The 15,826-nt window shown below is 71.4% G+C and carries 7 protein-coding genes; 4 read left to right on the forward strand and 3 right to left on the reverse strand.

Annotated features, from left to right (window positions below; translation table 11 throughout):
• The first annotated feature begins 38 nt into the window (after positions 1–38).
• On the forward strand, positions 39–1,217 hold the full coding sequence (gene moeZ, locus AC07EJ_RS08135) for an adenylyltransferase/sulfurtransferase MoeZ (RefSeq protein WP_389478655.1): 1,179 nt from the start codon (positions 39–41) through the stop codon (positions 1,215–1,217).
• 118 nt (positions 1,218–1,335) lie between these two features.
• On the opposite strand, the gene AC07EJ_RS08140 is transcribed toward moeZ, so the two are convergent.
• From AC07EJ_RS08140 to AC07EJ_RS08150, 3 genes are all read right to left on the reverse strand, one after another.
• Positions 1,336–2,925 carry an alpha/beta hydrolase gene (locus AC07EJ_RS08140; protein ID WP_478883962.1) on the reverse strand — a complete coding sequence of 530 codons (1,590 nt, stop codon included), beginning with the start codon at positions 2,923–2,925 and terminating at the stop codon, positions 1,336–1,338.
• A gap of 166 nt (positions 2,926–3,091) precedes the next feature.
• The gene (locus AC07EJ_RS08145) at positions 3,092–4,636 is read right to left on the reverse strand and encodes an alpha/beta hydrolase (RefSeq protein ID WP_389478580.1); all 1,545 of its coding nucleotides are present in this window, start codon (positions 4,634–4,636) and stop codon (positions 3,092–3,094) included.
• A 200-nt stretch (positions 4,637–4,836) separates the two neighbouring features.
• Positions 4,837–7,788 carry a lysylphosphatidylglycerol synthase domain-containing protein gene (locus AC07EJ_RS08150; RefSeq protein ID WP_389478581.1) on the reverse strand — a complete coding sequence of 984 codons (2,952 nt, stop codon included), beginning with the start codon at positions 7,786–7,788 and terminating at the stop codon, positions 4,837–4,839.
• 162 nt (positions 7,789–7,950) lie between these two features.
• Between AC07EJ_RS08150 and AC07EJ_RS08155 the strand changes: the two genes are divergently transcribed.
• The 3 genes from AC07EJ_RS08155 (at position 7,951) to AC07EJ_RS08165 (ending at position 15,825) form a co-directional block, all read left to right on the forward strand.
• Positions 7,951–8,325, forward strand: a complete 375-nt coding sequence (locus AC07EJ_RS08155; RefSeq protein WP_478883963.1) for an MGMT family protein — start codon at positions 7,951–7,953, stop codon at positions 8,323–8,325.
• 275 nt (positions 8,326–8,600) lie between these two features.
• Positions 8,601–11,939 carry an ATP-dependent helicase gene (locus AC07EJ_RS08160; RefSeq protein WP_478883964.1) on the forward strand — a complete coding sequence of 1,113 codons (3,339 nt, stop codon included), beginning with the start codon at positions 8,601–8,603 and terminating at the stop codon, positions 11,937–11,939.
• Between the two features lie 142 nt (positions 11,940–12,081).
• Positions 12,082–15,825 carry a UvrD-helicase domain-containing protein gene (locus tag AC07EJ_RS08165; RefSeq protein WP_478883965.1) on the forward strand — a complete coding sequence of 1,248 codons (3,744 nt, stop codon included), beginning with the start codon at positions 12,082–12,084 and terminating at the stop codon, positions 15,823–15,825.
• Position 15,826 lies beyond the last annotated feature (1 nt).

Here is a 15,826-nt window from a genome sequence, read left to right on the forward strand (position 1 = left end):
AGAACCACTGTTCGGAAATGACGATCAACGGAGCCCCCGTGTCGCTGCCACCCCTGGTAGAGCCAGCTGCTGAGCTCACCGTAGACGAGGTCCGCAGGTACTCCCGCCACCTGATCATCCCCGATGTCGGGATGGACGGGCAGAAGCGGCTGAAGAACGCCAAGGTGCTCGCCGTGGGCGCCGGCGGCCTCGGCTCGCCGGCGCTCATGTACCTGGCCGCGGCCGGTGTGGGCACGCTCGGCATCGTCGAGTTCGACGAGGTCGACGAGTCGAACCTCCAGCGCCAGATCATCCACAGCCAGGCCGACATCGGCCGCTCCAAGGCCGAGTCCGCGAAGGACTCCGTCCTCGGCATCAACCCGTACGTGAACGTGATCCTCCACGAAGAGCGGCTTGAGGCCGAGAACGTGATGGACATCTTCAGCCAGTACGACCTGATCGTCGACGGCACGGACAACTTCGCGACCCGCTACCTGGTCAACGACGCGTGCGTGCTGCTCAACAAGCCGTACGTGTGGGGCTCGATCTACCGCTTCGACGGCCAGGCCTCGGTCTTCTGGTCCGAGCACGGCCCGTGCTACCGCTGCCTCTACCCGGAGCCCCCGCCCCCCGGCATGGTCCCCTCCTGCGCCGAGGGCGGCGTCCTGGGCGTGCTGTGCGCGTCCATCGGCTCCATCCAGGTCACCGAGGCGATCAAGCTCCTCGCGGGTATCGGCGAGCCGCTCGTCGGCCGCCTGATGATCTACGACGCCCTGGAGATGCAGTACCGCCAGGTCAAGGTCCGCAAGGACCCCGACTGCGCGGTCTGCGGACCGAACGCGACCGTCACCGAGCTCATCGACTACGAGGCCTTCTGCGGCGTCGTGTCCGAGGAGGCCCAGGAGGCGGCGGCCGGCTCGACGATTACTCCCAAGCAGCTCAAGGAGTGGATCGACGACGGCGAGAACATCGAGATCATCGATGTCCGCGAGCCGAACGAGTACGAGATCGTCTCGATCCCCGGCGCCCGGCTGATCCCGAAGAACGAGTTCCTCATGGGCACCGCCCTGGAGAGTCTCCCGCAGGACAAGAAGATCGTCTTGCATTGCAAGACGGGTGTCCGCAGTGCGGAAGTCCTCGCCGTCCTGAAGTCCGCGGGCTTCGCGGACGCCGTGCACGTCGGCGGCGGCGTGATCGGCTGGGTCAACCAGATCGAGCCCGAGAAGCCGATCTACTAGACCGCCCGCCGGCCCGCGAGGCCGGTCAGGGGGCAGCTTTTCCGAACGGGTCCCGCACCTCGCGTGCGGGGCCCGTTCGTCATAGGACGCCGCACCGGGCGCCGCATGGGCGTCCGCGTCAGGAGCAGACCTTCCCGTCGCGCGGTATTCGGCCCTCCAGGAGATAGCCGTTCACCGTCGAGTCGACGCAGCTCGACCCGCTGGCGTACGCGCCGTGGCCCTCACCCTTCCAGGTGAGCTCGACGCCGACGCCCTTGCCGAGCTCGTCGGCCATCCTGCGGGCGCCCTCGTACGGGGTCGCCGGGTCGCCCGTGTTGCCCACGACGAGGATCGGGGCGGCCCCCGGCGCGCTCACCTCGGGCGTCGCGTACTGGCCCGGCACCGGCCAGCCGTGGCACCAGCCCGCCGTGTCCCAGGCCATGAACTCCCCGAAGACGGGCGAGATCTCACGGAACGAGGCGAGCCGCTTCTTCGCCTCCGCGGGCGTCGGCCGCTCCTTGTCGTCGAGGCAGGAGATCGCCCGCTGCGCATGGCTCTGCGAGCTGTAATGCCCGGCGGGACTGCGCTCGTTGTACGCGTCTGCCAGCGCGAGCAGCGCCGTACCGTCCCCTTTCTCCGCTGCCTCCAGGCCACGCGTCAGCGCGGGCCAACTGCTCTTGCTGTACAGGGTGACGGTGATGCCGATCGTGGCGAGCGACTGGTTGAGCACGCGGCTGCCCGAGGTCGGCAGCGGCTTCGCGTCGATCCGCTTCAGCAAGGCGGCGATCTTCCGAGCCCCCTGATCCGGATCCTGGCCGGTGGACTTGAGGTAGTCGTCGAGGGCCCGCTGGAAGCCCCTCGCCTGGTTCTCCGCGTGGCCCATGGTGTCCGCGGCCGGGTCGACCACGGCGTCCAGGACGAGCCGGCCCACGTTCTTGGGGAACAAGTGCGCGTACACACCGCCCAGTTGGGTCCCGTACGAGACGCCCATGTAGTGCAGCTTGTCGTCGCCGAGCGCCTGGCGCGCCAGGTCCATGTCGCGGGCCGTGTCGTCGGTCGACAGGTGCCCGAGCAGCTTGCCGGCGCTCTGGGCGCAGCCCGCGCCGAAGTCGGCGGCGTCCTTGAAGTACGCCCGCTCCTCGGCGGGGGTGTCCGGCGTGAGGTCGACGGACTCCGCTGCCTGGATCTTCTTGTCGTCGCGGCAGCGCACCCCCTCGCTCGCGCCGACGCCGCGCGGGTCGAAACTCACCAGGTCGTAGCGCTCGCGCAGCTTCGCGTAGTCCGGCGCGAAGGCGGGCAGCATCGAGACCCCGGAACCGCCCGGTCCGCCGAAGTTGAACAGGAGTGAGCCGGAACGTCCGCTCCCGCTCGTGGACTTGGCGCGGATGAGAGCGATGCCGATGGTCTCCCCGTCCGGCTTCCCGTAGTCGAGCGGCGCCTTCAGCGTCGCGCACTGCCAGCCGGAGCCGGGCGCGGGGCCGTCGTCGGTCGCCTTGCAGCGGCCCCAGTCGAGCCGCTGCGACGTGAGCGTGGAGGGAAGCGATCCGGGGCCGGCCTTCCCCGAGCGGGACGGTGACGATGGAGACGGTGACGTCGAGGGCGCGGGCTGCGTGCGCCCTTTCCCCTCACCGTCCCCGCCGTTGTCTCCCGGCCCGCCGCAGCCCGCGGCGGCACCGGCCACCAGCAGCCCCGCGGCCAGCAGCGCGAGCGAACGAACGTGACGCGACACGGGCACCTCCCCCTGGCGATCCCCCTCGCCTGCCTCCGATCCGAAGACAGTCAGACCATCCTAGGCAGCGCCACTGACAATCACCTGCGGCAGAGCAATCACCTTCGACTTCGACAGAGCGGCATCGGCAAGCCGTGCACCGAGCCGAACACGCTTAGCCCTGCGGCTACTTGCAGACCGAGTTCGCCTTCGGCACCTTCCCGTTCAGCAGATAGCCGTCCACGGCACCCCGCACACACTTGTTCCCGCTGTCGTACGCGCCGTGCCCCTGGCCCTCGTACGTGAGCTGCACCCCGACACCCTTGCCGAGCGCGTTGACCATCTTCTTCGCACCCTCGTAGGGGGTGGCCGGGTCGCCCGTGTTGCCGACGACGAGGATCGGCGCCGATCCGGCCGCGCTCACGTCGGGGTGCTCCGCGGCCCCGGGGATCGCCCAGTCCGTGCAGCTGAGCATGCCCCACGCGAGATAGTCGCCGAACAGGGGAGAGGCGGCGCGGAACTCGGGGAGCTTCGATTCGACGAATGCCGGCGTGTAGCGGGGCTTGTCGTCGGCGCAGTTGATGGAGACGTTCGCGGCCTGGATGTTGCTGTACTTGCCGTCCTCGTTACGGCCGTTCATGGAGTCCGAAAGGATCATGAGGATCTTGCCGTCGCCGTCGTAGGCCTGGACGAGGCCCTCGGTGAGGTACTCCCAGAAGTCCTTGGAGTACAGCGACTGCGCGATGCCGTTCGTCGCGGCCGTCTGTGTCAGGTCGCGCGGGAAGATCCCCGGGATGGGCTTGGAGTCCAGGTCCTTGAGCAGCTTCGCGATCTTGGCCTTGACCTCCTCGGGGGTGTCGCCGACCGGGCAGTCCTCGACCTTGGAGGTGCAGTCCTTCGCGTAGTTGTCGAGGGCGAGCTGGAACCCCTTGGCCTGGCTGAGCGAGCCCTCCTCGGAGTTCTGGGTGGGGTCGACGACACCGTCGAAGACGGCGCGGCCCACGTTCTTGGGGAACAAGTGGGCGTACACGCCGCCCAGTTCGGTGCCGTACGAGATCCCGAAGTAATGCATCTTGTCGTCGCCGAGCACCTTCCGCATCAGGTCCATGTCGCGGGCCGCGTCCGTGGTGGCGACGTGCGGGATGACCTGCCCGGAGTTCTTCTCGCAGGCGTCGTTGAACTGGGTGATGTTGCCGACGAGCTTCTTCGTCTCGGCGGAGGTGTCGGGGATGGCGTCCTGCTGGAAATACTCGTCGAGCCGCTCGTCGTTCTCGCATTTCACGCCGTCGCTGCGGCCGACACCGCGCGGGTCGAAGCTCACCAGGTCGTAGCGGGTGCGCAGCTTCTTGTAGTCGTTGCCGAACGCGGGCAGCGTCGTGACTCCGGAACCGCCGGGTCCGCCGAAGTTGAAGATGAGCGATCCGATGCGCTTGTCCTTCGGGCCCGAGGTCTTGGCGCGGATGAGGGCGAGGCCGATCGTGTCGCCCTTGGGCTTGTCCCAGTCGAGTGGTGCCTTCATGGTGGCGCACTGCCAGGTGGCGCCGCCCGGCAGCGGGGACGGCGCGGGGCCGCCGCCCTCCGACTCCGAGGGCGGGGGGCAGTCCTTCCAGCTGAGGGACTGGGACGTCGGGTCCACGTCCTTGGAGTCGCTGCCGCACGCCGCGAGAGCGGAGGTCAGGAGGACGGCGGTGGCGGCCAGGACAGCGGCACGCGGCCGGGACGGATTGGGCATGAATCCATCCTGCGGCGACGGTCCACGAGGCGCTCGGGGCGGGGGCCGTGCGAGTGAGGGACCCTTTCCCGCGAACGCCCCCGTAGAGGGATCCCTTCCGGGAATCGTGCCTGCACGGGGACCCTTCCGGGAATCGTGCCTCTACGGGGACCCTGCCTGAAACGTGCCTCTACAGGGGGACCCTCCTCGGAAACGCGTTCCTACAGGGAGCCCTTCCGGGACAGGTGGTTGAAGAAGAGCCAGCCCGGCAGGACCGGCAGCCACAGCGTCAGGAGCCGGTAGAGCAGCACGGCCGGGGCCGCGACTTCCTTGGGCAGCCCGACCGCGATCAGTCCGACCGTCAGGGTCGCCTCGACCGCTCCGACACCGCCCGGCGTCGGAGCGGCGGAACCGAGCGCGTTGCCCGCGAGGAACACGACCGCGACGCTGGCCAGACTGAGCGTCGTCGTCTCGTTCCCGAAGGCGCGGATCGACGCGTCCAGGCACATCACGAAGCAGGCCGTCAGGAGGAGCATGCCGCCGATGCCGGTGAGCAGCTTCTGCGGCCGCTGGAGCACGTCCAGCATGCGCGGTACGACGCCGGCGAACAGGGACCGTACGCGCGTGACGACGAACTTCCGCAGGAACGGGATCGACGTCACCACGAGCACGAGGACCGCGACGGTCAGCAGACCCGCGATGACCGTCCGGGACGGCGACAGGGACGGGGTCTTCTCCGTGCCGGTCAGATAGCCGAAGGTCAGCAGCATCAGGATGTGGGCGCCCAGGCCGAAGAGCTGGGAGGCGCCGACACTGGCCACTGCGAGCCCTGGGCGCACGCCCGAGCGTTGCAGGAAGCGGGTGTTGAGCGCCACACCGCCGACGGCGGCCGGTGCCACGATCTTCACGAACGAGCCTGCCACCTGCGCCGCGACCGTCCTCAGGAACGGCACCCGCTCCGGCACGAACCCGAGCAGGCTCATCGCCGCGGCGAAGTAGCTCAGCGCCGAGAACAGGACGGCGGCGGCGACCCAGCCCCACTGGGCCTCATTGAACAGCGTGCCGAACTCGATGTGCGTCAGCTGCGACAGCAGGAAGTACGCGCCGATCGCGCCCGCGATGAAGCTCAGGAGAGTGCGCGGTTTGACGCGCTCCAGGCGGACCGGTTCGACGGGTGCCTGCGGCCGGATGCGGAGCACCTGGTGGCGGATCTGGGTGAGCAGATCCTCCTCGCGTGCTTCGTCCAGGGCCTCGTCCATGGCCTTCTTCTCGGCCTGTCGCTCGGCCTTCTCCGCCTGCCGCTCGGCTTTCTCCGTCTGCCGTCCGACCTTGGCGGTGGTCTTCGCCGACGGAGGCGTCGTCTGCGCGGCGACCGGCCCCGTGGAGAGTGTTTTCTCGGCCGCCCTCTCCGTAGCCGTCGATTCCTCGGCCAGGGAGGCCTCAGACACGGAGGCCTCGTCCAGGCGGGCCTGCTTCGCCCTGCGCGACGCTTCGAGCACGGCCTCGCGCTCGCGTTCGGAACGCTCACGGCCGAGCTTGCGCAGCGTCGCGCGCGTCGTACGGCTCAGCGCGATGGGCTGGAGCAGCGGCAGACAGTCGGCGATCGCGTCGGGGCCGAGCACTCCCACGGCGGACGCCACGGCCCGCTCTGCGCCCACACGAAGGCCGAGCGTGGTCAGGAGCTGCGCGATGTCCATGCGCAGGATCAGATCGCCGGACGCGATCTCGCCGCCGCGGAGATCCGTGAGGATCACCGTGCCGGAACGATCCACCAAAATCGCGTCGCCGGTGAGGCGCCGATGAGCGATACGCCGTGACTGGAGCGCCTGCACCTGGTGCCAGGTGTCGCGCAGCAGCTCGTCGGTGATCTCCTCGTCCGGCACCGAGTCCAGCGAGCGGCCGCCCGTGTGCTCGTACACGAGCATCACCGCGTCGGGGCCGAGCTCGGACGTCGCGATCAGCTTCGCGGCGTTGGCCCCGGCCGCGATCGCCGCGTACGCGAGGAGCGCCTCCTGCTCCAGCGCCTGGCGCAGGGACTGGAGACTGCGGCCCGTGGTGATGCCCCGCAGCGTCAGCCGGCGCCACACGCGGTAGAAGAAGCCCTGCGCCTGCTGCTCCCGGTCGACGATGGTGACGTCCAGCGGGGGGCCGTCCTCCAGGGTGACGAAGTAGCGCCGCCCTCTGTCGCCGTTCTCCGTAGTGCCCTCGTGGGCCTCTTCTCGGGCCGCGCTCACCGGGTGGAAGCCGACGTGCCGCAGGCCCGCGAGTAGCGTCTGGCCGGTGGGCCGCACGTTCGGTGACCCGACCGCGTAGAGCGTCCCGTAGGCGACCGCCCAGCCGATCAGGACCGTCAGGATGATCGAGAACGGCGTCGTGTAGCCGGTGACGAGCATCGCGAACGCGTCGAGCAGCAGCACCACCCACAGCACCACGCGCCAGCGTGGTCTGCGGGACATCCCCACGGCCGTCATGTAGGCGATGACGGGCGCCAGATAGCCGTGCACCGGATCGGTCAGCGCGTGGATGTCGCCCGGTGACGGCCGGGTGAGGGCGTCCTGGATCGGCTGTGGTGCGCCCTGGGCGACCCACAGGTCCGTCGCGAGCGTCACTCCGTGCGCGAGGACGGCCGCGAGCACACCGTCGGCGATCCGCAGCCCGTCGCGTTTGATCAGCCGCTCGATCGCGAAGGCGACCGGTACGAGCAGGATCGCGATGCTCGACGCGAGACCCGCGAACTTGATCATGAGGTCGGGTGCGGCGCCCGTGCCCTTGCTGATGTCCTGCTGAAGGCCCGAGGTCGTGCCGTGCGCGAACGCGGCGACCGCCAGCAGAACGGCGATCGCGAGAACGCCGACCAGAAGACGCATCAGGTCGGAGGGGCGGTGCACGCGCGCGGGGAGGAGGGGTTCGTCGCCCTCGACCTGCTCGGAGTGTGCGTCGGCGTCGATGCACTCCGGGTCGACGAGAGGGACCTCGGTCCGCTCGGGCCCGGCCTCTCCCGTCTTCGCCGACGCGTCCGCCGGGTGCTCCGCGGCCGGGTGGCCGGGGCGCTCGGTCACGGGAGACCGGTCGGCCTCCTCGCCGTCCGGGCGCGCCGAAGCCCCAGAGGTGCCCTCCGCCTTATCGGGATGCACGCCCTGCTGCTCCGTCGTTTCTTCTTGATCTCGTATCACCGGTCACCGCCCGCACGATGGTGGCACGTCCCACTGACACAGGGGGGCATCAGGGTGCGATGCGGGGGAGCAAAGTATCCCGCAACCGCGGATTCGTGCTTCTTCATACGCCTCTTCACGCCCCGTGACCGGGCCGTCGCAGTGTCGGTGAGGTGCGGCAGGATGGGTCGGATGAGCGAGGAGAGCGGTGCGGCGGGAGAGCTGCCGGAGTACGCGGAGCGGGTGCTCGAGGTCGCGGAGCTGATCCCGCGCGGGCGCGTCATGACCTACGGGGACGTCGCCGAATGGCTCGGTGAGGGCGGCCCGCGCCAGGTCGGCCGAGTGATGGCCCTCTACGGAGGAGCCGTTCCATGGTGGCGTGTGGTGCGCTCGGACGGCGTGCTGCTGCCCGGCCACGAACTCGACGCCATGGGGCACTACCGCGCGGAGAACACCCCCCTGCGCGAAGCCTCCCGCGCGTCCGAGGGGCACATCCCGCGCCTCGACATGAGGCACGCGCGATGGGACGGCGTAGAACGCGCGGAATCTCACACCTGACAGCCTCCGCCATCGCGCCCCCGTCCGAGCAGCCTGTGCCCCGTACGGGGGAAACGGGGCGAGAGGGGCACTTCGCCACCACCGCGTACGTTCGTGAGTCGCGGCACACCCGTGCCGCACGGGACCCGGGGGACCCGGCGGAAGCCCGGCTTCCGCCACACTCGACGGCGTAGCGTCGACGGCGCGCACCTCCCTCACCCCGCAGCCACCGCCCCGCTCGGACGGCCGGCCGCCTCCCCGTCCCCCCAGCACACCCACCAGGACCAGCGATCCACGTGAGCTCCTCTTCCTCCACCCGGAACCTGCCGCACCGCCAGGTACGACAGGGGATCCCCGGCGCGTACCGACTGGTGCGTACCCCGCCGGCCCCGGTGGACCCCCCTCGTCTGGACGCACGGCAGCGCGCGGTGGTTGACCACCGCCACGGCCCGCTGCTCGTCCTCGCGGGACCGGGCACGGGCAAGACGACCACACTCGTCGAGGCCGTCGCCGCACGTATCGCCAAAGGCACCGACCCCGAGCGCATCCTCGTCCTCACCTTCAGCCGCAAGGCAGCCGTCGAACTGCGCGACCGCATGGCCCTGCGCATCGGCGCCGCCCACGCGCCACAGGCCACCACGTTCCACTCGTTCTGCTACGCCCTCGTCCGCGCCCACCAGGACGCCGGCCTGTTCGCGGAACCCCTGCGCCTGCTGTCAGGACCCGAACAGGACGTCGCCGTGCGCGAACTGCTCGCCGGCCAGATCGGCCTCGAGCAGGCCGGCCTCGCCCACGTCCGCTGGCCCGACGAACTGCGCGCCTGCCTGACCACCCGCGGCTTCGCCGACGAGGTCCGCGCCGTCCTCGCCCGCAGCCGCGAGCTGGGCCTCGGGCCGGCCGCACTCGACGCCTTCGCCCACCGCATCGGCCGCCCCGACTGGAAAGCAGCCGCCACCTTCCTCGCCGAATACCTCGACGTCCTCGACCTGCACGGCGTCCTCGACTACGCCGAACTCGTCCACCGCGCGGTCCTCCTCGCCCACCGCACCCCCGTCGCCGACGAACTCGCCACGCGCTACGACGCCGTGTTCGTCGACGAATACCAGGACACCGACCCGGCCCAGGTCCGGCTGCTGCAAGCCCTCGCCGGCAACGGCCGCACCCTGCTCGCCTTCGGAGACCCCGACCAGTCGATCTACACGTTCCGCGGCGCCGACGTGAACGGCATCCTCGAATTCCCCCACCAGTTCCCCCGCGCGGACGAAACGCCCGCCCCCGTAGAGGTCCTCACGACGTCCCGCCGCTCCGGAGCACACCTCCTGGACGCCACCCGCCGCATCACCCGGCGCATGCCCCTGACCCGCCTGCCCGCCGACAAGGTCCGCGCCCACCGCGAACTGACCCCCGCACACGACGGCGGCCGCGCCGAGGTCTACACGTACCCGACCTCCGGCACCGAACTCGACAACATCGCGGACATCCTGCGCCGCGCCCACCTCGAGGACGGCATCCCCTGGAACGACATGGCCGTCCTCGTCCGCGCAGGCACCCGCTCCATCCCCGCGATCCGCCGCACCCTCACCACAGCGGGCGTCCCCCTCGACATCGACGGCGACGACCTGCCGCTGCGCCACGAACCGGCCGTCACCCCCCTGCTGACCGCGCTCAGGGCCATCGCCCTCAGCGTCGCGCAAGACACCCCCGAACCCGACGGCGACCCGGATCAGGAACCCCCCGTCTGGCTCGACACCGAGACCGCCCTCACCCTCCTCGCCTCACCCCTCGCCGGCATGGACGCCGCCGACCTGCGCCGCCTCGGCCGCGCCCTGCGCGAGGAGGAACGCAACGCCGGCAACCACGTACCGCCGCCCTCCGACGAACTCCTCGCCCGCGCCCTCGCCCAGCCCGAACGCCTCGCCACCCACGACCCCGCCCACGCCCGCGGCGCCCAGCGCCTGGGCGCCCTGCTGCACGCGGCCCGCGACGTCCTCACCTCCGGAGGCACCGCCGAGGAAGCCCTCTGGCAGCTGTGGAACGGCACCTCATGGCCCCAGCGCCTGGAACGCGCCGCCCGCCGAGGCGGTGCCGCAGGACGCAACGCGGACCGCGACCTCGACGCCGTATGCGCCCTCTTCGCGACCGCCTCCCGCGCCGAGGAACGCACCGGAGGCCGCGGCGCCCTCAACTTCCTCGAAGAGGTCGAGGCCCAGGACATCGCCGCCGACACCCTCGCCGGACGCGCCGTACGCCCCGACGCCGTACGCCTCATGACCGCCCACCGCTCCAAGGGCCTCGAATGGCGCCTCGTCGTCGTCGCCGGAGTACAGGAAGGCCTGTGGCCCGACCTGCGCCGCCGCGGCTCCCTCCTCGAAGCGGACCGCATCGGACGCGACGGCCTCGCCGAACCCCTCACCCCCGGAGCGCTCCTCTCCGAAGAACGCCGACTGTTCTACGTGGCCGCCACGCGCGCGCGTGAACGCCTCGTCGTCACCGCGGTCAAGGCACCCGCCGACGACGGCGACCAGCCGTCCCGCTTCCTCACCGAACTCGGCGTCGACCCCCAGGACGTCATCGGCCGCCCGCGCCGCCCCCTGGCCGTCGCCGCGCTCGTCGCCGAACTGCGCGCCACAACCGTCGACCCCCGCGCCTCCGACACACTGCGCGACGCCGCCGCCCGGCGCCTCGCCCGCCTCGCCGCTCTCACCGACGACGACGGACGCCCCCTCGTGCCGTCCGCGCACCCCTACCGCTGGTGGGGCATGGACGACCCCACCGAGAGCAAGATCCCCCTGCGCGACCGCGACCAGCCCGTCGTGCTCTCCGGAAGCGCCCTCGACCAGCTCGCCAACACCTGCTCCCTGCAATGGTTCCTCGGCCGCGAGGTCAAGGCCGACGCCCCCGCCACCGCCGCCCAGGGCTTCGGCAACGTCGTCCACGTCCTCGCCGACGAGGTCGCCTCCGGACGCACCCCCGCCGACCTCGCCGTCCTCATGGAACGCCTCGACTCCGTCTGGGACGCCCTCGCCTTCGACGCCCCCTGGAAGTCGGCCCAGGAGAAGGACCACGCGCGCGTGGCGCTCGAACGCTTCCTCCGCTGGCACGTCGACTCCAGTCGCGTGCGCACCCCCGTCGCCAGCGAGCACGCCTTCGACGTCACCCTCGAAGCGGGCTCCTACGAAGTGCGCATCCGCGGCTCCATGGACCGCGTCGAACGCGACACCGAAGGCCGCGCCTACGTGGTCGACTTCAAGACCGGCAAGCAGGCGCCCTCCGCCGCCGACGTCGCCCGCCACCCCCAGCTCGCCGTCTACCAGCTCGCCGTCCGTGAGGGCGCCGTCGACGAACCCTTCGACGGCGAACGCCCCGAACCCGGCGGAGCCGAACTCGTCCAGCTGCGCCAGGGCGCGGCCAAGAAGGACGGCGGCGACACGCTCCCCAAGGTCCAGGCGCAACAACCCCTCGGCGAACACGGGGAAGGCGAGGGGGAGGGAGCGTGGGTCGGTGACCTCCTCGCGACCGCCGCCGGCAAGGTCCTCGACGAACGATTCACCCCCACCAGCGGACAGCACTGCACCCACTGCGCGTTCCGCGCCTCATGCAGCGCCCGACCCGAGGGCAAGCACGTCGTCGAGTGACGCGCGCCTCCAGCCGAGTGACGCGCGCCTCCAGCCGAGTGACGCGCGCCTCCAGCCGAGTGACGCGCGCCTCCAGCCGAGTGACGCGCGCCTCCACCGGATCGGGCCGGCGCTGTCAGTGGGGCCGGTTAGCCTCGATGAGGTGACCACACGCCTCACCGATCCCGAGCAGCTCAAGGAGCTCCTCGGGATCCCGTTCACCCCGGAGCAGACGGCCTGCATCACCGCGCCGCCCGCCCCGCAGGTGATCGTGGCCGGAGCCGGATCCGGCAAGACGACGGTCATGGCCGCCCGCGTCGTCTGGCTCGTCGGCACCGGACAGGTCGCTCCGGAACAGGTCCTCGGCCTCACCTTCACCAACAAGGCCGCCGGTGAACTCGCCGAGCGCGTCCGCAAGGCACTGATCAAGGCAGGCGTCACCGACCCCGACGCCATCGACCCGGACAACCCCCCGGGCGAACCCGTGATCTCCACGTACCACGCCTTCGCCGGCCGCCTCCTCACCGACCACGGCCTGCGCATCGGCCTCGAACCCACCGCACGCCTCCTCGCCGACGCCACCCGCTTCCAGCTCGCCGCCCGCGTCCTGCGCGAAGCCCCCGGCCCCTACCCGGCCCTCACCCGCTCCTTCGCCGACCTCGTCAGCGACCTCCTCACCCTCGACGGCGAGCTCGCCGAACACCTCGTCCACCCCGACGAACTCCGCGCCTACGACACCCGCCTGCTGCACACCCTCGAAGGCCGCAAACTCACCAACGCCGACCTGCGCAAGGTCCCCGAGGCCGCCGCCGCCCGCCTCGACCTCACCGGCCTCGTCACCCGGTACCGCGAAGCCAAGCGCGCCCGCGACCTCCTCGACTTCGGCGACCAGATCGCCCTCTCCGCCACCCTCGCCCGCACCCGCCCCGAGGTCGGCGCCATCCTCCGCGACGAGTTCCGCGTCGTCCTCCTCGACGAGTACCAGGACACCTCCGTCGCCCAGCGGATCCTCCTGGCCGGCCTCTTCGGAGCAGGCACCGGCCACCCCGTGACCGCCGTCGGCGACCCCTGCCAGGCGATCTACGGCTGGCGCGGCGCCTCCGTCGCCAACCTCGACGACTTCCCCGAACACTTCGCCCACACCGACGGCCGCCCCGCCGCCCGCCACTCCCTCAGCGAGAACCGCCGCAGCGGCGGCCGCCTCCTCGACCTTGCCAACGACCTCGCCCAGCCCCTGCGCGCACTCCACGCGGGCGTGGAGGCCCTGCGCCCCGCCCCCGGCGCCGAACGCGACGGCATCGTCCGCTGCGCCCTGTTGCGCACCCACGCCGAGGAGATCGACTGGCTCGGCGACTCCATCGCCCACCTCGTACGCACCGGCACCGCCCCCGGCGAGATCGCCGTCCTGTGCCGCACCGCGACCGACTTCGCCGCCATCCAGGGCGCCCTCGTCGCACGCGACATCCCCGTAGAGGTCGTCGGCCTCTCCGGCCTCCTCCACCTCCCCGAGGTCGCCGACCTCGTCGCCGTCTGCGAAGTCCTCCAGGACCCCGGCGCCAACGCCTCGCTCGTCCGCCTCCTGACCGGCCCCCGCTGGCGCATCGGCCCCCGCGACCTCGCCCTCCTCGGCCGCCGCGCCCGCCTCCTCGTCGCCCACGCACGCGGGGGCCCCGACGACGACCCCGACCGCCGTCTCGCCGAAGCCGTCGAGGGGGTCGACCCCTCCGAAGTGATATCGCTCGCCGACGCCCTCGACACGTTCCTGGAAACCCCCCTCGACGAACCCGGCGACGACAGGCTGCCCTTCTCACCGCAGGCCCGCGTACGCTTCGCGCGCCTCGCCACCGAGCTGCGCGACCTGCGCCGCTCACTCGCCGACCCGCTGATGGACGTACTCCACCGCGTCCTCGCCGTCACCGGCCTCGAAGTCGAACTCGCCGCCTCACCGCACGCGCTGGCCGCCCGCCGCCGCGAGACCCTCTCCAACTTCCTCGACATCGCCGCCTCGTTCGCCGCGAACGACAGCTCCGCCACCCTCCTCGCCTTCCTCGGCTTCCTGCGCACCGCAGCCCAGTACGAAAAGGGCCTCGACAACGCGCTGCCCGGCGGCGAGAACACCGTGAAGGTCCTCACCGCCCACAAGTCCAAGGGCCTGGAATGGGACGTCGTCGCCGTCCCCGGCCTCGTCACCGGGACGTTCCCCAGCGCCCAGGGCCGCGAGAAGTGGACCGCCCAGAGCAAGGTCCTGCCGCACGAACTGCGCGGCGACGCCGCGACCCTGCCCGACATCGAAGCGTGGGACTCCAAGGGCATGAAGGCCTTCCACGAAGAGATGAAGGAACACCAGAGCACCGAGGAACTCCGCCTCGGCTACGTCACCTACACCCGCCCCCGCAGCCTCCTCCTCGGCTCTGGCCACTGGTGGGGCCCCGCCCAGAAGCGGCCCCGCGGCCCCTCCGACTTCCTCCAGGCGCTGTACGACCACTGCGCTGCCGGACACGGAGAGATCGAGGCCTGGGCCGACGAACCGGAGGCGGACGAGGAGAACCCGGCGCTCCAGGAGGCATCCGCCGAACACGCGTGGCCGCTGCCGCTCGACGACGCGGCCATGGCCCGCCGCCGCGCGGCCGCGGCCACGGTCCTCGCCCATCTCGAAACCCCGGCCGACGCCCTCTCCCACTCCCACGAGACGGCCCACCCGGCCACGTACACGGACCCGGACTGGCCGGCCCTGCCGGACGAAGAGCCCCTCTTCGAAGACGAGCCTCTTGAAGACGAGCCTCTTTATGAAGAGGGCGATTTCCCCAGTTCACCGGAAGGCGGCCCCGGACCGGACTGGGACGAGTGGGACGACTGGGACGCGCTGCCCCAAGAACGCCCCCCGTTCCCGCACCCGACCGGCACCCCCGCGCACGAGCAGCCCGCGGCCGACGCCCCGCACCACGACGCGCACGCGCACCCGGACGGCAACCGGCCCGCGCCCGGCGCCGCAGGCGCGCACACGTACGGCTCCCCGCACGCGCACGACGCCCCGCACGCGCCCGCCGACACCCACCTCGGCGCCATCCCGCACCCCACCACGCCCCAGGACGCAGACACCCGCCCCCACCCTGACCCGGCGCCCACAGAGATCGCGCCCACCGAGCGCCACCGGCTCACCCCGGAGGAGACCCGCACACTCGCCTCCTGGGACCGCGACCTCGACGCCCTCACCGGCGAACTCCTGCGCTCCCGCCAAGCCGTCCGCGACGTCCGCCTCCCCACCACACTCACCGCCTCCCAGCTCCTGCGCCTGGCCGCCGACCCCGACGGCTTCGCCCAGGACCTGGCCCGCCCCATGCCCCGCCCGCCCCAGCCCGCCGCCCGCCGCGGCACCCGCTTCCACGCCTGGGTCGAATCCCGCTTCGAAGAGCTCCGCCTGCCCCTGCTCAACCCCGAAGAGCTCCCCGGCAGCGAGGCCGACATCGCCGACGAACGAGACCTGGAAACCCTCAAGGAAGCCTTCGACCGCACGTCCTACGCCCACCGCACCCCCCACCGCGTCGAAACGCCCTTCCAGCTCGCCATCGCCGGCCGCGTCATCCGCGGCCGCATCGACGCCGTCTACAAAGAAGGCGACGGCGACGACACCACGTACGAGATCGTCGACTGGAAGACCACCCGCGGCCGCAGCGCCGACCCCCTCCAGCTCGCCGTCTACCGACTCGCCTGGGCCGAGCAGCACGGCCTCGCGCCCGAGGCCGTCAAAGCGACGTTCGTCTACGTACGCGACGGCGAGACAGTCACCCCCCGCGACCTCCCCGGACGTACCGAACTCGAACGCCTCCTCCTCGAAGGCCCCACCCCCGGCCCCGGCGACCGGACAGCATCCGAACCGCCGCACGAGCACACCCCCGCGGACGGATAGG

The organism is Streptomyces sp. NPDC045026 (genome assembly GCF_056432625.1).

What these genes read in the sequence shown, in the direction of transcription:
- AC07EJ_RS08145 (WP_389478580.1), bottom strand. Translation starts at nt 4,636, where the DNA reads ATGCCCAATCCGTCCCGGCCGCGTGCCGCTGTCCTGGCCGCCACCGCC.
- AC07EJ_RS08155 (WP_478883963.1), top strand. Translation starts at nt 7,951, where the DNA reads ATGGGTCGGATGAGCGAGGAGAGCGGTGCGGCGGGAGAGCTGCCGGAG.